Here is a 23,753-nt window from a genome sequence, read left to right on the forward strand (position 1 = left end):
GACATACTATTAAAACAAAATGTTACTTCGAATTCTTTTTGAGAATAAACAAAAAGCATGAAAGAAAAATATTTCAAAAGTAATACCTCAGTTACAAGTAAACCAATGATCAAGGTTAACACTATGGTTAGAGCTATGGTTAAAATGAGCTTGAATCAAGAGACCGAATCGTGCGTAGCAAATTGTATTGGCTCCAAACTAATTGACGTTAAAATGCAACTGTGCGATGATTCGGAAGGACCGATGCAGTTAGAATTTGAAAATGGAAAAATACTTCATATCAGTATTTGTGATAAAAATGGTATAAAAATCCTTGAAACACCTATTGAGCAAAAGCTTGATAGATCGCTAGAGAAGAATATGTCATTAAAAGATGACCCGACGATAGTTGATGTAATAGACAATAGTCTTGCAAAAGCCTCAATAATCACAATAGAATGGGTCAAAGTAACTAAAAAACAAATCAAAACACGTTATATAATATGTGGTATTGCCCTAGAGTTTTCAAATAAAGAAAACTTAATCTATATACACGAAAAAGAAGGTATACCAAGAGTGAAAATTCAAAAAAAAATAGATATCAGCAGGTATAAGATTCATGAATATATTTGGGAAGATCCTATTAAAGAAATAACCCAAAAAGAATTTTATGACATCTTAAAGGGTATTCCTACACCATCAAAGTGGGAAACAATTGAAAAGATGGATGCTTCTTTAAGGTGGGATGTAATTGGAAAAATTGATACTTCTTTCTTAAACAAAAATGTGTTTGATCTATTGGTAGAGCAGCTTAAAGATAAAGAGGATGGAACACGATTTTTTGCCCTTTTTACATTGATTGATAAATTTAAAGAACGTTTATCCAACCCCAATGATGAATTGGCAGATTTGATGATACAATTGCTAAACGATCCATATCCTCTAGTAGTAGATCGTGTGGGTTGGGCTTTAACCATTATGGGAGAAATTGGATTGAAAAAACTCTTGGAAAATGCCAACTCCAGTAATCCCAAATTAAGATGGTTAATACTTGCTACCATTGGAAAAAGCGCACATCTTAATCCAAAAAAATCAATTGAAATACTAGTAGAAGGGCTTCAAGATAAAAACGAAGATATTCGATATATTGCTATGACTACCTTAATAGATTTATGCCCTTTACCAAAAGGAAATGACACTACGATTACCGATTTTGATTTTACGCCTATTTATAAAATGATAAAACCTGTTGCCCAATCATTTATCGAATCCAAAAATGAGAGGTACAAGGATTCTAGTGACAGATATTTAAAATGGATTCATGAAGAAGAACAGAAAACGAAATAAAATGAAGCCAAAAAACATTCAAAAACACATCCTTAATGCGCTAATCGTTTTGATTTCGTTTGTCAGCTATGGGCAAATTTCTGAAGGTCCTCCATCAACCGATTTTTTTCCAAAAAAGGTGGATAGTATTCATTTTTCAGTTTTGGATGTAGTTGTAAAAGGAATGATGAGTTCTGAACAAAAAGAATATGAAAAACAATTAAAAAAAGTAGTGTTATACAAAACAGATCAAGAGTCATTAATGCAACTACTTTCTTTAGATCTCTCTTATAGCAATTCTATGGCACTACTTCCTCATCATAATCTGGTGTTTAAACTTTTTAAAGATGGAACGATCGTAACAAAAATCAAAATATCAACACTCACAGGTAATATATACATACGAGATGAAAAGAGTGAAGACCTATTCTTTCGTAATAGTTGCTCCTCATTATTTGGCAATTATTTGGTTGGTTTACTATCAAAATATCCGTTTTTAGAACTTTTAAAAGACGGCCTATTATTAGAAGGGTTGGGTCATTAAATATATTATAGGCATAAGCAAAATGCAACATACCAAATTCACATACGAAGAAGCTGTAACCAAGATCAAAGCACTTGGCGGCAAACCAATAGCGGTAGAAGCGCAATGGGATGGTGATACGCAAGGATGGTTTTTAATGATGTTTGTGATTATTACAATAAAAAAAGGTGTTTTTCAAGCTTCAAAAACAGAGGTTCATCATCTAGGCAACCTATCTTTGGGTAGTGATCTGCGCGTTTTTAATGGTACCGTGCCGCCATATCCCGAAGCAAGAGTAGCTACAGAAATTGGCGAAAAACTTGCTAAAAAATATAAACTTGAGTTTTTCTTTCCGTCTCCAATTGATCCTGATGATGATTGCCCAAGATGGACAGAAAAAGAGAAGGCTATTAGTTGTGTAGATTGTAATAAGTTGATAATACCAACCGATAACCTGCATCGACCAAAAAATATCTGTTATAATTGTAATTTAACAAGAGAACAAAACAAAAGGATAAAAGATAATGAACCCTACGATGGAGGAGTCACTATGTATCTTTATAAAAACGAAGTGTATGAAAATATAGGGTACTGTACACATTTTAAGGATTTCACGATTGCTCCGTTCATAGGTCATCTGGTAACACCAAATGATTTTAAGCAAGGTATCAATGTCATCACCTTAGAGAAAGAAGATATCATTGCTTTAAAAGAAAAGCTTGAAGAAGCGCTATCGCAACAACTCTCTTCATATAAAAAGCCTATCATTGAAGAACATCTTAAAAAAATTAAAACAGTTTCCAAAGTAACCTACAATGGCACTGAGTATGAGCTTATGGATCGTTTTAATGCTTCACACAGTCAGATTTCTGATTTGATTTCAAGTTTCGATACCACAGATAAGGCCTTGCAAGAAGGATATAGCTATAAAATTCACTTTAAAAAAGGGATCACACACAGAGATGATGCCATGTTTCGGTTTATAAACTATGTAGAAAAAGGAAAAACTAATATTGAACGTATACAAGAACGATTCAGTAAGATTTTGACAAAAGAAGAAATATCAAACACTATAGATAAATTAGATGCTATAGGTTGGATATCGATCGATGACCCAGAAGTTTTAGTAACAATATTAGGAAAGAATAGTATTTAAATTAGCGTTAGACATCTTTATAAGAAAACAGCACATGGATACATTTGGGATATCAATCGAAAAAGACAACTACATTTCATGGCAAGGTAATGGCAACCATGGGTATCAACCCTTAACTATTATGATTAACGGTAACTCTTTACTAGATCTCATAAAAAAAGTAGAAGCGCCTTTGGTAAAAAAAGAAAATGAAGAAAGAGCGTTACCGAAACAAGACCTATTAAAAGCAGGTGATTATATGGAATTATCTGCAAAAGATGGTCTCTGGCCTTCAAAAACGCTTTTAGGAAAGCCATGGAATAGCGTTTTTAAACTCGAAAACGATGATCCAAGAAAGCATAAATCTTTGATTTTAAGCTGTTCTTCTGGAGATGAAGGCTCCTGGCCATTATTAGTAGATATTATTGTAAAAGAAAACAAAATTATATGGCAAGAATTCTGTCAGTTTCATAGAGAGTGAACCTATGATATTGAACCTTTTAGTTTTGATAGAAATCAATATGAAACTGAATTAAAAAAATACGAGATCTAATATATGTCATTACCTAAAAAAGGAAGTAGAAGAATAAGCGTGGATAGCAATGAGTATCGGTGGATGGCAAAAAGTGATGGAACCCAAATCAACCTTACGATCGCTCCAATCGAAAATGGTACTAAAATACGTGCAAGTTTTGACTATGATACCGAAAACATAGGAAGTAATGCCTATTACAACCCATTTATTATCACACCATATGTAACAAGAGAAGTAATTCTTTTTGCTTCTAAAAAAGGGTATTTATCTAATAGTGATAAGACAGAATTGAATTTAGGTAATCTCACTAAAAAAATAACATTGAATTTGACAGGCGTAAGAAAAACAAAAAAACTAATCAAAAGTATTGAAAACAGGATGAATTCTGAAGGATTCAATTCGTCAAGTAAAGAACAAATTCAATCAATTCTTACAGAAACGAATCACCTTATTCAACACGGCGAATGGTTTATTGGATTTGAGGACATGATTACCAATTTAGATGAAATTGACTTCAAAATAGAAACCGATGAGTTGATTTTAATAAAAGAAATATTCCAAAAAGCTAAAGTTAATTGGACCGAAAAATGGGGTTGGATTGAAAACATGGTAAGACGCAAAGAACACTAATATGAAAAACTGAAAAATAACAAGTCTTTTATAAATAAAGAATTTGTGCAACTTATTGAATTAGTACGCCATGATAGTAAACCCTTCTCCACTCTCTAAGTTTAAGATCTTTTTTTACTAAATACCCTATCAATCCAAACAGTACATCTATCAATCCAAACGGCACTCATGTCAATTGTTTCAATCTACTCTTTTTGAAGACGTTACATTTGTTACAACACTGATAATCAGAGTGTATTACTATTATAAAACCTCTGATCCACATCAGTAAGATCACATAATTCATCTTAAAATCAACATCATGTTAAAAAACATCTTAAACTTAGAGAATGTCAAAAGCATTGACAAAAAGGAGCAGAAATCAATAACCGCGGGAAATTATAATCTCAATCTTCCTTTTGGGATTTATTGTGGGGTTGGTCATCCTTATTGTTGCAATTATTGTAAAAGGAGTGGTTTTTCTGGAGGAAATTTACACGGCGGAAACTGCAGATGTTTTGGCTAATCATTTTTTTCAAAAAATTGTAAAACACAAAAATCAAACTCTTAATCATAAATTATTGACTAGGAGTATAGAAATCTTAAAACCATAACAACATGAAAAAATTACTTTATATACTACCTCTAATTGGATTATTGTTCTTTATATCCTGTGACAAAGACCAATCTAATGAAATTATTGACGAAACACTTTCTTTGGATGAAGGTCAAATAGAAATTATAGAAGATGGGGACAATAAAGCATTTACCGCAGTACTAACTCCAGGAATCTATGGGCCAAGCGATATAGATGCTCTCACCTCTGTAAAGTATTATTATATTCCTACTCAACAGGCGTTAAATGCTATTCCAAAAGATAATCGAAGATTTAGATTGTATATTTCTATTGAAGATCAAAGTCAGCTTGACGGATGGGGTTCCATTGCACAATTCAATCTTTCAGCCAATGTAGTAACGTTAAAATTCCCTCTTAACAATTGGGGGCAGTATCTTTTATTAGGTAGAATCAAAGAATGGAAGCTTAGATATGAAATATATGATTCTAGTAATGGTCAAAATTATTTTTATGAAGAGAAAATAATTAATGTTAACCACAGTGAAGATTAGGATTAGGCGGTATAAAAAATGATATTACCCCATAATCATAAGAGGTGATTATGGGGTTTCTTTATTTATAACACATATAAACTTAATCAAACTGGTTATCAATAATAAAACTAATTCTCAAATCTTACAGCTTCTTTTTACTTTACTTTCAGTATGCATCATTTTACTTGATAATTATAATTTTATCTTAAAGAGAATCATCTACATATTTAAATTAAATAATTTTTTTAAATTTAAAGGGAATATTCCCTTTAAATTTAAAAAACATATCACTCATGAAAAAATTAAAAACAGTAGGTACGATTCTAAACAAAAAGCAACAAAAATCTATTAATGGAGGTAAAGTGGTAAACTGCTATAACAATCCTATTTGTCCTCCTTATGATGAGCTTGCCTGTATAGTATATGGTAATACATGTCATTATCTAGGCTAGACCCTTACTCTCATACTATCTCAGAGGTTCTTTTTTAGAAAAGAACCTCTTTTAATTAATTCTAATAGCGCTAAACAAAGAGGCTTCATTTTCACTATAAATAATCGATGATGTGCAATACTTATAAAACAATCCGCATTTCGTCTAAATCTAATAGATTTAATATCAAATAATTTTTAATGAAGCATTCTATTTTGTAGTTTTAGAACACGAATTATAAATCAACTCACCGATGGGAATTTTTGACGAAATAAAAAAGAAGCTTAGTAATGAATTTATAGATATTATAGAATGGTTAGACAATACACAGGATACCATTGTACATAGATTCGAACGCTATCAAAACGAAATAAAAAATGGTGCTCAATTAATCGTAAGAGAAGGGCAAACGGCCGTTTTCATTAATGAAGGTCAATTAGCAGATGTATTTGAACCAGGAACCTATACCTTAAATACTCAAAACTTACCGATTTTAACAACCCTAAAAGGTTGGAAATATGGATTTAACAGTCCCTTTAAAGCGGAAGTATATTTTGTAAATACCCGTCTTTTTACTGATGAAAAATGGGGAACTAAAAATCCAATAACACTAAATGATGATCGTTTTGGTCTGGTAGAAATCAGAGCCTTCGGAACCTATGCTTTTAAAATTAATGATCCTGGAAAGTTTATTGTTGATATTGTCGGTACAGATGCCAATTTCACAAGTTTTGAAATTAACGAACATCTTAAAAGTTTAATTTCTACACGTTTTACTGATACTGTAGGTGAAGCTAACTTTCCAATAGAATTATATGCTGCTAATACTACGGAGCTATCAGAAACTTGTAAGGAAGTAATGCAACCAGAGTTTAATTCTGTAGGTATCTCTTTAGAGCGATTCTTTATTGAAAATGTCTCTATGCCAGAAGATCTGAAGAAAGAAATTTTTGAGTATAGTAGAATTGACAAGATTGATCTCGATAAATTGACCAAATTCAAAACTGCAAAAGCCATCGAAGCTGCTGCAGCCAATGAAGGCGGTACTGCTGGTGCAGGAATGGGAATGGGAATGGGTTTTGTACTAGCACAACAAATGGGCGGTATGATGAATCCAATGGCTACACAACAACAAGTGCAACCTCAGCAAACTTCTCCTGTAGCTCCTCCTCCAATGCCAGTACAAGTTCAGTATTTCTATGCTTCTAACGGTCAGCAAGCAGGACCTGTATCTATTGATCAATTAAAAACGCTTTTTGCGAATAGAACCGTAAATAAAGATTCGTTGGTTTGGAAACAAGGAATGGCTAATTGGACCGCAATTAAAGATGTAGAAGAGTTAAAAGCATTTTTAGGTGGCAATACACCTCCACCATTACCTGGAGCTTAAGAGAATATATATTTAAAATACCTTCATGTGATCCTTCTTCTGTTTCATGCGGAAGAAGGGATTATTTTGTAAAACCTTTAGTATTGTAGTTCCTACATGGAAGAAGAAGAAAAAAAAGCATTTTCTGAACAAAAAAAATCTTGTACCAATTGTGGTGCTGAGTTGACATACAAACCTGGTACCACTCAGATTACATGTGATTATTGTGGTCACGAAGAAGCAATCGTTCAACATCAAGATGGTTTTAAAGAACTAGAACTGAAACCGTATTTAGAAGAAATGGGATCCCTTTCTCATTCCGAGGAGATTATGATGCTTCATTGTAAAAACTGCGGCGCAAACCAGCATATTGAGGAAAATTATAAATCATTACACTGTGTATATTGCACAATGCCTCTTATAATAGAAGATGCCTACAAAGAAGATTGGATTTTACCAGGTGCTGTATTACCGTTTCAATTTGATCAAAAAAAATCACATCAAATATTTTCTAAATGGGTAAAAGGATTATGGTTTGCTCCAAACAATCTTAAAAAGGCTGCTTTAGATCCAGAACACACTAAAGGCCTATATCTTCCGTATTGGACATTTGATGCACAACTATATGCAACTTATACGGGACAACGAGGTGATTATTATTATGTAAGCGTTCCTTATACCAAAACAGTAAACGGGAAGACAACGACAGGAACACGACAAGAACGAAGAACACGATGGTCTTCTGCAAGCGGAAATGTTAGTGGTTTTGTAGATGATACCTTGATAAAAGCTTCTCATCAGCGTAAAAATCCTATACCCAATAAAATCGCTCATTGGAACCTTCAATTCTTGGAACCTTTTAACACAGGTTTTTTAGCAGGATTTGTTACCGAGAAATATACAATACCTTTAAAAGATGGTCATTTATCTTCTACCAAAGAAGCCGAACAAATTGCTCGTTCATGGGCACGCCATGATATTGGCGGTGATACTCAAAGAGTTCATTCGGTAAATATGAGCCTATCAGAAGAAACGTTTAAGCATATATTACTTCCTGTATATATAAGTGCATATCAATATAACGGCAAGAAATATAATTTCTTTGTCAATGGTCAAACAGGAAAGATATCCGGAAAAAGACCTTATTCTTTCTGGAAGATATTCTTCTTCAGCCTCCTTATTATTACTTTAATACTTGTTATTGTTTGGTTAGCAAATACGTATGGTGGCCAACAATAGAGACAATCAATTTTTAGATTCAAAACTAATTATTTCGTATAACGTCTGACTAAAGTTAGAACAAGGTTTTTCTTTGACAATTATGAAAATCTCCTTGTTTAATTTTGTTTTTAAAGAAGTAATATATTTTAAAGTGTTTTGTCTTAATCCTAAAATGATTTCTTGATTAGAAGAAACCATATTCACTATTCCCGAACCTGAACCTATAACTTGTTTTATTCTTACTTTGATACTTGTAGTATTAGTAATGTTACAAATTGCTTTGTCTTCGGAAACTTCTAAAACGATGACACTTAAGTGTACTGTATTTGGTGGGATTTGATTATTAGGAACCTCTTTTAATTTTGTCAGTTCATTATCGTTAGGATCACCAAACTTTGGCTTCTCTATTTTTGCGTTTTGACTGCTCTTCTTTTCTTTTTCCTGAGCAATACTATTTGACTTACAAGAAAATAAAATTACAATCAGCCCTATATACATTAGTTTATTCATGATATCTTTAAAATAATAAAGGAGCTAATTGAATCAACTCCTTTATTAATAATTAATTGTTATTAAACATGTTATTTTACTTCTTTAGTAATTTAACAACAGTATTTGTATTCGTTCCCGAGATTTTTGCATAGTATAAACCAGATGCCAAACGCGAAGCATCCCAATTTACACTAGAACTAGCATTCACCCCAGATATAGTATGTACTAAGTTACCAGTACTATTAAATATATTAATGTTTACATTGTTGCTTGATTTAGAGATTGCATCTCCAAAATTAAAGAAGAATGTATTATTAGAGGGATTAGGATAAACGGAAATCTCCTTAACCAAATCCAAGGTTGCTAAAGCAACTTCTGTTTCAGGAGCAATAGGATCTATATCGGAACCTATAATATCACCAAAAATTTGAAAAGTCTGATCTAAAGGTGTTCTTCCAAACACTAACGAAGCTGTAGACCAATCTGTTGCCCCTAATCCAAAGATATTAGCAGGATCTCTAAATTGCGTTTCTTCTCCTATAACATTATCCTGCGAAGCCCAAAACCACTGGTTTGTACCAGGATTAAAAGCAAGATTTACATATACCGATATCCAATACTTACCACTCTTCAAGGTTACTATTTCCGGTAAAAGAATATTAAGATTTGAATCATTTAGTTCTGAAATTGGAGCAATGCCTCCACTGTTATAGATTTCATCACCTGGTAATCCAGAATTATCTTCAAATATTACTATGGCAACACTATCGAAAGAAGGAGCTCCTCGGGTACCGCCAAATGCTAATACTCTATCAATATTCCAGGTATTCCCTTCAGGAACTGTAAAATCATCGGCAGATTGCGCCAGTCCACCAAAATCTAAGAAATTCTGAGAAGGTAATGTAGATACTTGTGCATTTGTTTGCTCATAGATTGACGGCTCCGATACGGTTACCGTAAAACCTTCAGAAACTTGTTCCTCACCAGAGGTAGCAACCAATCCAATAGAGGCTACTCCAACACTATCAGGAGCATAGGATACTGTAAGTGTATTACCTGATAACACCGCAGTTACTAATTCTGGACTAGAGTTAGTAAGTTCTATATCAATCGGTAAACCCTGTGATTGCACAAATAAACCTGTAATATCTATTATTGTTTCTTCACTATTTTCATCTACTCCAAAATCATCTAATAAAAATGTAGCAATTAAAGAAGATTCTGGTAAAGGATTTGCATTTATCGGAAAACGGGCACTAAACAATCCACTTCCGTGGGCTGCAACTGCTATAAACCCGTCTTTTCTAGTAACTACCTCATCAGTTACTGCATTACCTATAGCAAAATTCTCTTTTCTCCATACTGTGTTTTGTCCATTCAATCTTCTAGTAGAATATAGACCTGTACTGGTTGCTGCAAATACTCTTTGTAATCGTGAACCTGTAACTCCCGTACTTCCTCCTAAGAAAGCTGTACTTCTAACAGAAGGACCGTTACCAGTTCCATCTACATTTTCTTCTAAATTTCCACTTATGTTTATCCAGGTTTCACCTGCATCTTCGGTTATAAATACACTTGGAATTCCATAATTAGAGAATGTAACAATTACACGATCAGCATTAGATGGATCTATATTAATATCATTAACAAAACCAGCTGGTAAACCTTTTCCCGTTGTAATATCTATAACTTTTTGATTATCAATATTGGCATTGTCCATTCTAAATACAATTCCTGAGTTTGTACCATAGTATAACCTATTTGCTACGGGAAACCTAGAAGCTTCCAATGCAGTAATCGTAGAACCGTCGGATGTTAAAGTATTTGTAAGATTTACCCAGTTTTCTGTTGCATTTGTATTTGTAAATAGTGGTAATTCATCAAGGTCATTATTCCTCCAAATAGAAGTTCCTGCCGGCATATACATAATATTATCATTATTAGGGTCAAGAACAAATGGATTGATGAAAGAAAAACCAGTTGCTCCTGCTGGCTCAACCGCTGAAAATGATTGAAATACACCATCTTCATCAAAATTAAATCTAAAAACATTTCCTCGCTGTGAAGAAACATAACGAGTTCTGCCGTTATCAGCTATTGCACTATATGCTCCATCTCCACCAAAATCTTCTTCCCAAATAGCATTAGCATCTGTAGAATTAGTAAACCAAGTACCATTATCCTGGAATCCAGCTACTAAATCATCGGTATTCGGTTCAGGATCAAAAGCTACATGATATGGCTGTGTAGTGATGTAACCATTATTAAGAGATTTCCAACTTACCGGTTCAATACCATCATTTATTGCCGTAATATCTTCCGTTACAAAAACTCCTCCATCATTTCCAGATAGTGCTTTATTAGGATCAGAAGGGAAAAACAATAACACATGTTGATCTGGATGTTGATTGGTATATAAACTTACATTGTTTAATGGAGAATATCCTGCTATCCAGCTTTCTTGTCCTGCTGGAGTTGTAAATCCTGTAGTTGATCTATATATATTAGTTCCTCCTACGAATACCATATTACTATCTGCAGGGTGTACCTTAACTACCATATTGTACTCTCCTTGCAAATTTAGGTTTCCAACTCGTCCACCAATTCCAAAAGGTAAATTTACACTTAAATCTGTCCAAGTTCCAGATGCAACATCATATCTATTTAATAACGCAGGGATTCCGCCAGAATTATTTTGAGTAAGGAAATAGACTGTATTTTCATTAGAGGGGTCAATCCCCATTACAGTTCTTCCATAAACAGGTACAAATCCTTCTGGAGTAATATTGGTCCACGTTTCTCCATCTGTTGATGCAAAGAAACTTGCAGTAGGATCGTTATCAGAATCTATCGTTGCGTATATTTGACCCGTAGATGAAATTACTACTTCTGCTTTACTATCAAAGCCTCCCGCTAATACTTCTGAAAAAGTATTCCCTCCATCTTGAGATCTCTGTATTCCTGTAAGCGTACCAAGATATATATCTCCATTAGTTGGATCTATAGCAATAGAATTTATAAGATCAAAAGCTGAATCAAATATTCCTATTGTTGTATTAGAGGTTGCGCTTAACAATCGGAAAGTACGTCCTCCATCTCGAGACTTGTATACTCCACTTCCCTGATAAAATGCTCCTCCTGCACTTGCAGAATTTCCATAACGTTCTCCAGAAACGTAATACCACGTACGGCTATGTCTAGGTCTTGGGTCTTGCACAATTGCAGTAATACTTGGATTTTGAGAAGATCTTGTTACTTTTCTCCAAGTTTGTCCTTCATTTTCTGTTCTCCATAATCCTCCGGATACTCCACCTGCTAAGATTACATTTTCGTTTCTATTATCAATAGCTACAGCTCGAGTTCGACCTCCAACATTGAAGGGGCCTCTATTTCTCCAAAAAGAAAATCCACCCGCTTTGGAGGATTTTGGAGCGGCTTCTAATGATTTCTTTGAATCATCACTTAAACTAATTTTGCTAGAAAACTGAAGTTCGGCTTTTCTAATCCCACTAGGTATTTTGCCTGTACTAGGGTTTTTTAATCTCATCAATTCAAATTCCGATCTTTCTACGGCGTTATCAGCTTGCCGTTCAAGAGGTGTTTTTGAATCTGTAGATCCCTTTTTGCTGTCAAACATTCTTGTTTGCTTGTACAACTGATGACCTTTTGTTAATTGTTGATCAGCACTCGTATTTAGCTGTTGTGTTTGAGAAGTTACGGAATACGTTGTAAGAATAATTGCAATTACGCAAATACCTCTTATGAGGTGTTGTAAAGTTGGTTTCATATTTAAGTTAATTTTGTGTGAGTACCAAAGCTAACTTATTGACTTGAAAACACTTGTTAAAATATTATCAAAATATTATACTATTTTTATTAATTAGAACGAAGTATAATTTCCCTGCTTTCTGTAATTACATGACAAATATCTTTGTCTACTATAATTGGAATAGTTGAAGTAAAGGTTTCATAACCGTCACCCCTAATTGTTAATGTATATGTTCCTGTTCTCTCAAAAGCACCTATAAAAGTATCTGTATTAGCAAAATTCACTCTAACTGTACTGAACTATTTTGAATTATGTATGACTAAAAGTGAAACCCCCTAAAACAAAGCTATTTTAGGGGATTAACTATTTAAAGTTTCTTCAAATCTTTTTTAACCATATACACATCCAAATCCTGGTCTAACACGTTCTCCAGGAGCGCAAATAAAATCACCTCTATCTTCAAAAAAACAACAGCAAGTAGTAGGGCCGGACATATAACAAAATCCAGAACCAACTCCTCCTAATAATGATTTTTGATCTTTTTTATTCAATTCTTTTACTCCGTTTAAATTTAAAATGTTTTTTAACATGATTTGTGTTTTAAAAGCTTTAATAATAGGCTCAAACATTTATAGACACTTAAGCCTTATGTCTATTCTTACAAGAGTTTTATGTAATACTATTTTATCTCGGTAAATGATGTGTAGTACATGCTATACCACGATTACAAATAGCGACCATACAACTATAAGTTCCCGAAATTGTGGGAACGCAGCATAGGTTACCTTGCTGACAACATCCTTCTTCACGAACCCAACCTCCTTGCAACATGCGCTGTTCATATTTATTTAATTCCATTGCGCCATTTATCTTCAAAATATTTTTCAACATAATTATTTAAAAAATTATATCCTTGATTTATAGTTGAATTAAGAGAATACTTTTGTATTCTCTTAATTCTCATCAAACATTAGCTTTAGCTTTTATGAACTAAAACCAACGAAAGATTAATACCAAAGACAGCCATATGTAGTACATCTACCAGCTTCACAGAAAACTCCATTTGGACTGGAAGTATCGCAACATTGTCCATTTTTATAGAAGCAGGCACCGTTTCCTCCATATCGTCCTCCTTGAAGAGATTTTTGTTCTATTTTATTTAACGTTTGAATTCCTTCAATTTTTAAAATGTTTTTTAACATAGGTTTTAATTTAAAATTAAGCATTCACCTGAACATTTATAGACACTCAGGTTTTATGTCTATCCTTGCAAGAATTTTTTGAAAACTGATATTACTTCTAACGTATCTTACCAGCTTATAATGATTAGTGCTGAGAATTCTAATTCTTGGTAATAGTAGACTACTACTAACATAATATCATTTCACATGAAAATTGGTATAAAACCGGTCCAATCAAAGAAACTTAGTTCGCTAATGATTGACTTGGACACATGTTCCAATCACATGTACTTATGTTCCAAAATGATATAAATACAAAGTTTGTTACAAAGTGTATGTGTGTAGATTAAAATTGCCATGAAGATGATGAAGTATACCCATTAAGCAAAAAACAATTACGATTTACTGAATTATCGGTTTAGCTTCAAAACATTTTTCGGAGATTTTCCATACAACTTCTTATAGCATTTCGAAAAATAAGAAGGATCACTAAAGCCAACCATAAAAGCTACTTGACTTATGTTTTCTCCATTCTGTTCTAATATTTGCGAAGCTCTTTTTAAACGATAATTTCTTATAAACTCTCCAGGAGATTCATCTGTTAATGCTTTTATCTTTCGATGTAATTGTGTTCTGCTTACTCCTAATATGTTTAACAATTTTGTAACGCCAAAATCTGAATCAGATAAATTCTTTTCGATACAATCTGTCAAACGATTTAGAAACATCTGATCTAAAGAAGAAATAATAACTTGCTTTGGTTCTAAAGTAACCTGCTCACTATATAGCTTTCTTAATCTTTTACGTTGTGAAATCAGATTGTTAACCATTACTTCTAACTCTTTGCTATCAAAAGGTTTTGTGAGATAGTGATCAATTCCTCGCAAAAATCCTTTTATTTTAGTCTCTTTTTCTGCTCTTGCGGTAAGCATTATAATTGGAATATGACTTGTTTTTTCATCGGACCTAATTTTTTCAGAAAGTAACATTCCATCCATTTTCGGCATCATCAAATCTGTAATAATTAAATCTGGAATTTCTTGTTTTGCAATTGTCAACCCATCATATCCATTATGAGCTTCTAAAATTTTAAAGCGAGAAGAAAGACCTGCTTTAATATATCCTCTCATATCTTGATTATCCTCTATAATCAATACAATCATTGTATCCTTACTATATTGAATTTGATCGTTTTCTTCAGAAATTGAAATTGTTTTTTGATCATTGATATAAGAGTTGGATATCTTTTTTTCTGATAACTTGTTATTAGATAAATATATGATTGGTAATACAATAGTAAAAACAGTTCCACTCACCGCAGAACTATCTACTCGTATTTCTCCTTTCATTAAGTTTACCAGTTCTTTGGTTAAAGATAATCCAATCCCTGTTCCTTCCTGATCAAGAACCATAGGGTCCTCTACTCTATAAAAACGATCAAAAATATATGGCAATTCGTCTTTAGAAATCTCTTTTCCTGTATTGGATATCTTTATCGTTAAAGAGTTTTCTTTTACCTTAGCGCTAAATCTTATTTCACCATTATCATTTACATATTTAAATGCATTTGATAAGATATTATATAATATTTTCTCTAATTTTTCAGAATCAAATAAACTTGGTAATGAACCTTGAGAAACATCTATTTCATATTTTATTTTCTTGTTAATCGAATGAGATGCGAAAGAAGAGGCTATTGTTCTTAAAAAATAAGTTAAATCTCCTTCTTCGTTATCAACCTTTAACTTTCCTGCATCTAGCTTCGATAAATCCAACAATTGATTTACCAACCTTAGTAAACGATCAGTGTTTCGATTCATCATTCTCAAGGTACTTAATGAAAAACTATAATGATTATTTCTCAAAGCATCTTTAATAGGTCCGTTAATTAATGTTATCGGTGTACGAAATTCATGAGATATATTGGCAAAGAAACGGGACTTAGCCTGATCCATTTCTTTTAATTGTTTTGCTTGTACTTCTAATTGTGCATTTTTATCCAGTATCTCTGCAGAACGCACTTTTACTGCTTTTTCTAATGCTGCTTTTTCTTTTTCTAATTTTGTAGATTGTCTATAAATTATACAAAGGATAAACGAAACAAAACTTAAAATATAAACCCCATAAGCCCACCTCTTTAAATACCAAGGAGTTTGGATTGTAAAATGATATTCTACAGGAATCAAATTATAGGAATCAGGAGTGTCATAAGCCCTTAATTTTATAATATATTTTCCATGAGGTAAATTGGTGAAATTTATTTGTTGATTGGCATCAACATCAAACCAATTATTATTGAATTGGTATTGGTATTTTATATTCTCAGGTATCCGAAATCCTAATGCACTAATATTAAAAGAGATATGTTGTGTGTTTTTTAAAAAAACAAGATTTTTTTTCTTTAGATCTATTCCTTTATATACCTCTTTGCCGTCTGCTATTATACTTCGGATATATGGTATTGGTAATTCTTTATTCTGCATCCTATGATTATACAGCAACACTCCGTCATTACATCCGATAACATATTTATTATTACCAATAGAGATTATAGGTCCTCTTGGTATTATCTCATCACCAACGTTTAAATTAACTTTTTTGTAGGTATTAGAATTTGTATTAAGTATACCAATACCTCTGCCAATAGTCCATACTAAACTGTCCTTGCCTTTGTATAGTTTGTATTGATAATCACGAATTTTATGGAGGATTCCTTTTTTATAATCCTGATCATCTATATATCCAATTCCATCTTCATGTCCTGTAACCCAGATTCTCCCTTTATTATCTTCAAAAAACCATCCAACATTATCAAATACTTCGCCTTTTTTATAATTATGAATCGAGAAATCATTTAAATCCATAACACTCATTTGTCTCGCGGTCCTGATCCATAATTTATCTCTGGAATCAGCATATATATGTTCTATCCAACTATAATTGCCTTTTTTGTGTTCATTAAATTCATCTTTAAAATGATCAATGGTCATGTTTTCAAAATCAAAACAAAACAACCCAGCAATCCTTGTTCCAATCCAGTATCTACCTTTATTATCCTTAGTTATAACCCTTATCGCAGGGTTTTCATAGGGTAATTGTAATGGTGATAATACTATCTTATTTGTTTTAGGATCAAAAACCACGATTTTTTTATGCGATACGATTAGAATTTTACCATCCTTCATTTCTATCATATCTACTAGACCATATCCATTGTTTTCTATGTAATCAAAATGTGGGGTTTTAATTACTTCATAACTATTATCTACTTGATTTATCTTGTATAATCCTGAACTATTGAATCCTAAAACATACCAAAACCCGTCTACATCTATAATTTTATCTACATTCATTGAATTTTGTAGATAATTCCTTTCTTCTAATTTTATAAATTCATTATGAATTCGTTTGGGGTCATATTTAAATAGACCTTTCCCGTGTCCGTACCATATGATTCCACGTGAATCTATAAACGTAATTCCTTTTAAAGTTCCTTTTTCTGGTTGATGATCAATAGTCTTTAGTATCTTATTGGAATCTGTGTCGTATTCGATTAAGCCATGACTAGTAGTGACCCATAGTATATTCTGGTTTTCTTTATACAGATTAAGGATTAAACGATGTGAATTTGGGTAATGTTTTTTAAAACCATCTTTAAATTTTTCTGTTCTTTTGTTGAAAATGATCAATCCTTGATCCCAAGTACCTAAATAAATGTTGTTTCTGACAACGCTTATTTTTCTGATTCGGTTTTGAGATTTCTCCGGCTTTCCATCATAGAAAAAGACCTTATACTTATTCGAAACTGTATTAAACTTTACCAATCCCTCAGTTGTTGCAACCCATAGTAGGGTTTTGTCTTCAGAATCTTTAATAATCTCTGTTACACCATTTAATCTAGCATTATCTTGTTGCTTTGAGTTTGAAAATGTAAATCCTTCATATGTTTTGGTAGTTAGATCAATTCTAACTAATCCATGACTAGCAGAAGAAGTCCATAATATATTATCATCAAGAACCAGACTGTATGAATGCCTTAAATCCAGTTCCTTTAATGAGGGTATCAATTCTTGTATAGTTATAAACTTTAGCCTTTCTCTGCACGAATAAAAAATACCTTTTCTTCCGGATGCCCATATCCTATTACTAGATGAATCTAAGAGAAGTTTGGATATAGACCCTAATTCTTCATTGATAGTGTCCTTTTGATAATGTATATAATTGTCGAAAAAATTACCGTCAAACTTGCTAATACCTCTACTTGAAGCTATCCATAAAAAACCTTTGTTATCCTCTACAATATCGGAAACAAATGCCCCAGATAACCCATCTTTATTAGCATAATTTATTCCATTCTTAAAATCAAAATTATGTAGTTGTGCATAACTTATTTGAAAAAAAGTTGCTAAGAAAAACAAAACAATAAAACCTGTTAATTTCATTTCTGGCGCCCTAATCTATAATTTTGAAGCATCATAAAACCCTATGAATATATTATATAGATTCATTAAACGATTAAAAACACAAGAAATTTTATAATATATGTTTCTATAGAAAAATTATGGAGCTAAATCAAAAGTCCATGTAAATATAGTACTACTTTATTATAGTTATCTTTTAGTTTCGAGATTGTCTTTAAATTACTTTCTAATTAGGACGAAGTATAATTTCCCTGCTTTCTGTAATTACATGACAAATATCTTTGTCTACTATAATTGGAATAGTTGAAGTAAAGGTTTCATAACCGTCACCCCTAATTGTTAATGTATATGTTCCTGTTCTCTCAAAAGCACCAACAAAAGTATCTGTATCAGTAAAATTCACCAAAGTTTCTGTATAAGTACCATCCATAACAACAACGGTAATTCCTGAAATCAAAAATGCGTCAATATTGGTAGCATCTTTTACAGAAATTTCTAGCCCTGCTCTAAGTTCTTCTGTACAAAAAACTGGATCTAATGTATCTTGCTCATCCAGATTACAAGCAGAACATAGTACCAAAATAATTAAAGTCAACTTCTTCATATCTCTTTTACATATTTATAATAAAGATGCAATTATGAGGTAGTGGTTGCGTCTTTATTATTGCGAAGATATATATTCTATATAAATCTCTTTTTATTCTAATTTTGTCATTAGCCCTTATTTTTTCATAAAAGCTTAAAAAATAAATAGTTATAAAAACAACAAAGCACCCTTTTTCAGAAAAGAGTGCTTTATTAATTTTTTTAATATTATCTGTTACAAATCAAACTTAATCCCTTGTGCTAAAGGCAATTCCGTCGTGTAATTTATAGTATTTGTTTGTCTTCGCATATACACTTTCCAAGCATCAGAACCAGATTCTCTTCCTCCTCCAGTTTCTTTCTCTCCACCAAAGGCACCACCGATTTCAGCTCCGGATGTTCCTATATTAACATTAGCAATTCCACAATCAGATCCAGCGTGAGATAAAAATCTTTCTGCTTCGCGAAGGTTATTGGTCATAATCGCAGAAGATAATCCTTGTGCAACACCATTCTGAACATCAATCGCATTTTCTACATCACCACTATATTTTAGTAAGTATAAAACAGGTGCAAAAGTTTCATGTTGTACAATTTCGAACGAATTATCAGCTTCAGCAATAGCAGGCTTTACATAACATCCGCTTTCATATCCTTCTCCAGAAAGTACAGCACCTTCAACAACAATATTTCCACCTTCTTCAACAACTTTTTCTAAAGCATTTTGATATCCTTTTACTGCATCTTTATCAATAAGCGGACCTACGTGATTATTCTCATCTAATGGGTTTCCTATTCGTAATTGCTTATATGCATCAACCACTGCATTTTTTACTTTATCATACATTGATTCGTGAATAATCAATCTTCTTGTAGATGTACAACGTTGTCCTGCAGTTCCTACCGCACCAAAAACAGCACCAATAACTGTCATTTTAATATCAGCATCAGGAGTCACTATAATTGCATTATTTCCTCCTAGTTCTAATAATGATTTCCCAAGACGTTGTCCAACAGTTGCTCCAACTATTTTACCCATTCTGGTAGATCCTGTTGCAGAAATTAATGGCATACGCTTATCAGTGGTCATCATCTCACCCACTTTATAATCTCCATTGATAAGACAAGAAATTCCTTCAGGAAGATCATTATCTTTTAAAACTTTAGCAATAATATTCTGACAAGCGATTCCACACAATGGTGTTTTTTCACTTGGTTTCCATACGCATACATCTCCACAAATCCAGGCTAAAGCTGTATTCCAAGCCCAAACTGCAACTGGGAAGTTAAATGCAGAGATAATTCCAACAATTCCCATTGGATGATATTGCTCATACATTCTATGTCCTGGTCGCTCAGAATGCATAGTTAACCCGTGTAATTGTCTTGATAACCCTACGGCAAAATCACAGATATCTATCATCTCCTGAACTTCTCCTAAACCTTCTTGATAAGATTTACCCATTTCATAAGAAACCAATTTACCTAGTGGTTCTTTCAAAGCTCGTAATTCTTCTCCAAACTGTCTTACGATTTCTCCTCTAAGAGGTGCTGGCTTTATCTTCCATGATTTAAACGCTGATTGCGCTTTTTCTATCACTTTTTCGTAATCATCAGTAGTAGTAGTTGTCACTTTCCCGATTAAGTTACCATCTACAGGAGAGAAAGACGAAATTTCTTCTCCATTAGAAAACCAATCAGAACCTGTAGAAGTTCCTTTATTGAGATCAGAAACACCCAATTGTTTTAATGCTTCTTCTATTCCAAAATCTGTTGCTATAGCTGCCATGTTTTTTGAATTATTTTTTTTGAGATTGTAAAGATACTGTCTTTTAAAGATATATTAAATTTTGATCGTTTATAAAGTTGATTTTGAATGATTCTTCAAAAAAACCCCTCTAAAAAAATCAATTTTCTATTAGAATAAGATCTTTCAAATTAAATTGATCTTTATTTACTACTACAAAAGTTACCTGTTTATAATTTTGATTTAATCAGCACTAAGACACAAAATACCACGCATAACTTAGTGACTCTAATTTTCTTTTAAGATATAATGCTTTTCAAGTTCTTCAAAAACACTCTCTAACATATGGGTACTTTTTTCATCGATAATCACATCTTCTTTTAACAAACCACAAATACCTGTCTCAATATTTATTACAAAGAATTGTTTACGTGTATCTGGAGGTAAACTTTGTTCGACTACTATATATTTATCAAAAAGAGTTACTTTTTTTATTGATTCCCATCTTAATTTTTCTGGCCCTCCTGTTAGTGTATAGTCGCTAATAAATAACCACTTATAAAAATTATTTTTTTCTGCAATAACACCGTGTGAAGTCCTTGATATACTATACAGATCATTCTTGTCGACAAGTGTTACACTATCTCCTGATTTACTTCGATAATGATTATGAGCATAGTACACCAAAAAAACCCTTAGTATTTATATCAACTTGTTCATTGTCATTATAAAAAGAAGTTTGTAGTCTTCTTAGAGTATCTCCTTTTATATCAATATAATAGTTGTTGATATTTCTATAGTTACGGTTATTCCAAGGTACTTTAGGATCATAAATATGACTAAAAAAGGCATTATCATTTAATTTAGCATTCAAAAATGCACCTTTGATCATCCACTCTAATGAAGCATCTGGTTTACTTCTATGCTCAGGAAGCAATTCTTTTTTCATCGCCTCCAAAAAAAGTCTGTTCTCGATTTTATCTAATTCTTTGGATATAGTAACCACATCTTTGATATCACAAAAACATCCATAATCAGAAAGTTCATGTTTTTCTTTAGTTTTTCCGTTTATTATTTGAACGTACCCTCTTCCTATTTTCAATGTGTCATTAACTGTATCTCTATTAAAATCTTCTACTTTGATTTTTTCATCACTCAATTGACCATAGGTTGAAAAGGAAAATACGATTAAAAATATTCTGTACATCATATATACCTCAGTTACTTCTCCATTACAAATCGTTTATCCACTGGCATTGTTGTACCACAATTATTGCAACTTCTTAATCTTTCATTGCCATAAAAGTCTTTAAAATGTTTCAGAAAGTCTTTTTCTATATCATTCAACTTAAAATACACTTCGTGTAATTTAGCATTGCAGTTATCGCAAAACCATAATAGTCCATCTTCTGCCTCTAGGTCAACTCGCTTTCTTTCTATAACAAGTCCGATAGATCCCTCATGACGCACTGGTGAATGAGGAATTTTTGCTGGATGTAAATACATATCACCTGGTCCTAATTTCATAGTCTTTTTTTCACCATCTTCCTGAATATGTACTTCTATCTCGCCTTCTAACTGATAAAATAACTCCTCAGTTTCGTTATAATGATAATCCTTTCTTGCGTTCGGTCCAGCAACAATCATTACTATGTAATCTCCTGCTTCTTTGTATAAGTTTTTGTTCCCAACTGGTGGTTTTAATGTATCTCTATTTTCTTCTATCCACTTATTAAGGTTAAAAGGTCTTTGGATTGCCATACTTATTTATTTTATGAAATATAAAATTAAGGAAATGGACGTAAATCCTACTTAAAACCAATTAAATCTTACTTAAAAAAATAAAAGCGAACCGAAGTTCGCTTATTTTTAGATTTAGCAACCAGTATCTTCATATTCTAGACTTCCATCAGTTGGACATGGATCAGAACAAGATTGTGTAATAAATATTTGGTATGGGCTATTTCCAGGCCTGAAAATACAGGCGCAACACTCATCAAAAAACGGGAAACCTCCTCCTTGAATAGATTTTTGCTGAATCTTGCTTAGTGTTTTACTGTTGTCGATGTTTAAAATTTTTTTAAGCATAATATTAATTTGATTTGTTGAGTTACTAAAGATAAAAAAATATAATATTAATTCCCCAAATAAATCATAATTAAGACTTCAATATCAAATACTTATATCAATTCATAAGCTCACTAAAAAGAAATCGCTCAGACAAGATTTCTCTTGTAGAGCGATTTCCAACTAAATAACCAACCAAAAAAATTTATATCGTCTAGTGCGACGGTTTTTATTTTGTAAGCTTCATAAAATCAGCTTTTTTTATTCTTTTCTTATCATTCTGAGATAGTTTCCCATCTTTAGAATTCTTAAATTGAAGGTATCCTCTACCAACAAATTCATAAATCGTTCCTGAAGCAGGATGTAGCAATTCTATCTTACTATCATTTATAACGGTCAACTCGAAATATTCATTGCCCAAATAATCGTAATCAAGTGTTAAATTTTTCATATAAAAATTATTTGGAACATCTTCTACCGCATAATACCCTGTATAATCATAGTATATATCATTGATATTGGACACATTATCATCCTCAGAACTTTTAAAGTTATCTCCCGATCCGTAATACAAAAACTGTAAATAATTTTCATTATCAAACTCATTTAAAGCTCCAAACTCGCTTGTATATACTTTTTCCCACGTGATATACTCGTGCAAGAAGTAATGAATATTATCATAGAACACTTTATCATAATCAAAAGTATTTCTTTGATAACCTATCAAATAATAACTAGTATTGGTAACCACATCATACAATCGTATCTCATTATTGCCATACTGGGTTACATCAAGACTATAGGTTCCATCAATATCGTGACTGACATCCACTTCCATATTAAAAGTATTGTAATATCCAACGTCTAATCCAAAACCGTTTCCATTACTACCAATACCTACAAGGTTATTATTTGCATAAAATGTTCCATTTTTAAAAGAAACTGTAAATGCTTTCTGAAGAAAAGGAATCTCTCCATTACCTTGTGTTCGTTCTATATCTACATACCATATTTCATAGGTATTTAATAATTCATCCAAAGTAATTGTTGGTTCTTCAATAAAAATATCATCTTCTACTATAACTTCTGCTACACAGGAAGTTAAAAGCATTGAACCTAAGATAAAAGCCGAAAGTAATTTTAAAGTCTTCATAAGCTAAGTGTTTTTCAATTTTATCTGCTCTTTTTATTGTTTTTTACTTGTCAGATAGAATTCGCCATAGAACGTTTGGTTTTCCATCAACATATTCCAA

The 23,753-nt window shown here is 32.3% G+C and carries 24 protein-coding genes; 10 read left to right on the forward strand and 14 right to left on the reverse strand.

Going from position 1 to position 23,753, the window contains the following annotated elements; genetic code table 11:
- Window positions 1-57: 57 nt before the first annotated feature.
- The 10 genes from Q0975_RS04930 to Q0975_RS04975 all read left to right on the forward strand — a co-directional run bounded on the left by Q0975_RS04930 (window position 58) and on the right by Q0975_RS04975 (window position 8,256).
- Window positions 58-1,326, forward strand: a complete 1,269-nt coding sequence (locus Q0975_RS04930) for a hypothetical protein (protein ID WP_299433930.1) — start codon at window positions 58-60, stop codon at window positions 1,324-1,326.
- Window position 1,327: 1 nt separating this feature from the next.
- Window positions 1,328-1,849: a hypothetical protein gene (locus tag Q0975_RS04935; RefSeq protein ID WP_299433932.1), complete on the forward strand. Its 522-nt coding sequence runs from the start codon at window positions 1,328-1,330 to the stop codon at window positions 1,847-1,849.
- Window positions 1,850-1,871: 22 nt separating this feature from the next.
- On the forward strand, window positions 1,872-2,984 hold the full coding sequence (locus Q0975_RS04940) for a hypothetical protein (protein WP_299433934.1): 1,113 nt from the start codon (window positions 1,872-1,874) through the stop codon (window positions 2,982-2,984).
- A gap of 34 nt (window positions 2,985-3,018) precedes the next feature.
- A complete protein-coding gene (locus tag Q0975_RS04945) occupies window positions 3,019-3,444 on the forward strand; it encodes a hypothetical protein (protein WP_299433935.1) in 426 nt (141 codons plus the stop codon).
- A gap of 75 nt (window positions 3,445-3,519) precedes the next feature.
- Window positions 3,520-4,128, forward strand: a complete 609-nt coding sequence (locus Q0975_RS04950; RefSeq protein WP_299433936.1) for a hypothetical protein — start codon at window positions 3,520-3,522, stop codon at window positions 4,126-4,128.
- A 301-nt stretch (window positions 4,129-4,429) separates the two neighbouring features.
- Window positions 4,430-4,633 carry a hypothetical protein gene (locus Q0975_RS04955; RefSeq protein ID WP_299433937.1) on the forward strand — a complete coding sequence of 68 codons (204 nt, stop codon included), beginning with the start codon at window positions 4,430-4,432 and terminating at the stop codon, window positions 4,631-4,633.
- Between the two features lie 92 nt (window positions 4,634-4,725).
- Window positions 4,726-5,235, forward strand: a complete 510-nt coding sequence (locus tag Q0975_RS04960) for a hypothetical protein (protein WP_299433939.1) — start codon at window positions 4,726-4,728, stop codon at window positions 5,233-5,235.
- A gap of 275 nt (window positions 5,236-5,510) precedes the next feature.
- Complete coding sequence (locus Q0975_RS04965; RefSeq protein WP_299433941.1) at window positions 5,511-5,669, forward strand: hypothetical protein; 159 nt, start codon at window positions 5,511-5,513, stop codon at window positions 5,667-5,669.
- A gap of 232 nt (window positions 5,670-5,901) precedes the next feature.
- Complete coding sequence (locus Q0975_RS04970; protein ID WP_299433943.1) at window positions 5,902-7,038, forward strand: SPFH domain-containing protein; 1,137 nt, start codon at window positions 5,902-5,904, stop codon at window positions 7,036-7,038.
- Window positions 7,039-7,134: 96 nt separating this feature from the next.
- A complete protein-coding gene (locus tag Q0975_RS04975) occupies window positions 7,135-8,256 on the forward strand; it encodes a DNA helicase PriA (protein WP_299433945.1) in 1,122 nt (373 codons plus the stop codon).
- A 6-nt stretch (window positions 8,257-8,262) separates the two neighbouring features.
- Here the strand turns inward: Q0975_RS04975 and Q0975_RS04980 are convergent, their stop codons facing one another.
- From Q0975_RS04980 to Q0975_RS05045, 14 genes are all read right to left on the reverse strand, one after another.
- The gene (locus Q0975_RS04980; RefSeq protein ID WP_299433947.1) at window positions 8,263-8,748 is read right to left on the reverse strand and encodes a hypothetical protein; all 486 of its coding nucleotides are present in this window, start codon (window positions 8,746-8,748) and stop codon (window positions 8,263-8,265) included.
- Between the two features lie 76 nt (window positions 8,749-8,824).
- Window positions 8,825-12,517: a T9SS type A sorting domain-containing protein gene (locus tag Q0975_RS04985; RefSeq protein ID WP_299433949.1), complete on the reverse strand. Its 3,693-nt coding sequence runs from the start codon at window positions 12,515-12,517 to the stop codon at window positions 8,825-8,827.
- Window positions 12,518-12,606: 89 nt separating this feature from the next.
- Window positions 12,607-12,783 carry a hypothetical protein gene (locus Q0975_RS04990; RefSeq protein WP_299433951.1) on the reverse strand — a complete coding sequence of 59 codons (177 nt, stop codon included), beginning with the start codon at window positions 12,781-12,783 and terminating at the stop codon, window positions 12,607-12,609.
- 105 nt (window positions 12,784-12,888) lie between these two features.
- Window positions 12,889-13,089: a hypothetical protein gene (locus Q0975_RS04995; protein ID WP_299433953.1), complete on the reverse strand. Its 201-nt coding sequence runs from the start codon at window positions 13,087-13,089 to the stop codon at window positions 12,889-12,891.
- Window positions 13,090-13,183: 94 nt separating this feature from the next.
- Complete coding sequence (locus Q0975_RS05000; protein WP_299433955.1) at window positions 13,184-13,357, reverse strand: hypothetical protein; 174 nt, start codon at window positions 13,355-13,357, stop codon at window positions 13,184-13,186.
- 149 nt (window positions 13,358-13,506) lie between these two features.
- A complete protein-coding gene (locus Q0975_RS05005; protein WP_299433956.1) occupies window positions 13,507-13,701 on the reverse strand; it encodes a hypothetical protein in 195 nt (64 codons plus the stop codon).
- A 389-nt stretch (window positions 13,702-14,090) separates the two neighbouring features.
- Window positions 14,091-18,122: a response regulator gene (locus Q0975_RS05010; protein ID WP_299433959.1), complete on the reverse strand. Its 4,032-nt coding sequence runs from the start codon at window positions 18,120-18,122 to the stop codon at window positions 14,091-14,093.
- A 205-nt stretch (window positions 18,123-18,327) separates the two neighbouring features.
- Entirely contained in the window at window positions 18,328-18,705 is a 378-nt protein-coding gene (locus Q0975_RS05015; protein ID WP_299433961.1) for a hypothetical protein, read from the reverse strand.
- A 216-nt stretch (window positions 18,706-18,921) separates the two neighbouring features.
- Entirely contained in the window at window positions 18,922-20,475 is a 1,554-nt protein-coding gene (locus tag Q0975_RS05020; protein WP_299433963.1) for an aldehyde dehydrogenase family protein, read from the reverse strand.
- A gap of 246 nt (window positions 20,476-20,721) precedes the next feature.
- Window positions 20,722-21,117, reverse strand: coding sequence for a hypothetical protein (locus Q0975_RS05025; protein ID WP_299433965.1), 396 nt, complete (start codon window positions 21,115-21,117; stop codon window positions 20,722-20,724).
- Window positions 21,101-21,643 (reverse strand): hypothetical protein, encoded by a 543-nt coding sequence (locus tag Q0975_RS05030; RefSeq protein ID WP_299433967.1) that lies wholly within the window; start codon window positions 21,641-21,643, stop codon window positions 21,101-21,103. Before Q0975_RS05030 ends, Q0975_RS05025 begins: the two co-directional genes overlap by 17 nt.
- Window positions 21,644-21,654: 11 nt before the next feature.
- Window positions 21,655-22,194 (reverse strand): 3-hydroxyanthranilate 3,4-dioxygenase, encoded by a 540-nt coding sequence (locus Q0975_RS05035; RefSeq protein ID WP_299433969.1) that lies wholly within the window; start codon window positions 22,192-22,194, stop codon window positions 21,655-21,657.
- A gap of 114 nt (window positions 22,195-22,308) precedes the next feature.
- Complete coding sequence (locus Q0975_RS05040) at window positions 22,309-22,521, reverse strand: hypothetical protein (protein ID WP_299433971.1); 213 nt, start codon at window positions 22,519-22,521, stop codon at window positions 22,309-22,311.
- A gap of 208 nt (window positions 22,522-22,729) precedes the next feature.
- Entirely contained in the window at window positions 22,730-23,653 is a 924-nt protein-coding gene (locus Q0975_RS05045) for a nicotinic acid mononucleotide adenyltransferase (RefSeq protein ID WP_299433973.1), read from the reverse strand.
- Between the last annotated feature and the right edge of the window lie 100 nt (window positions 23,654-23,753).

The sequence above is a fragment of the uncultured Aquimarina sp. genome (assembly GCF_947500065.1).
Taxonomy (GTDB): domain Bacteria; phylum Bacteroidota; class Bacteroidia; order Flavobacteriales; family Flavobacteriaceae; genus Aquimarina.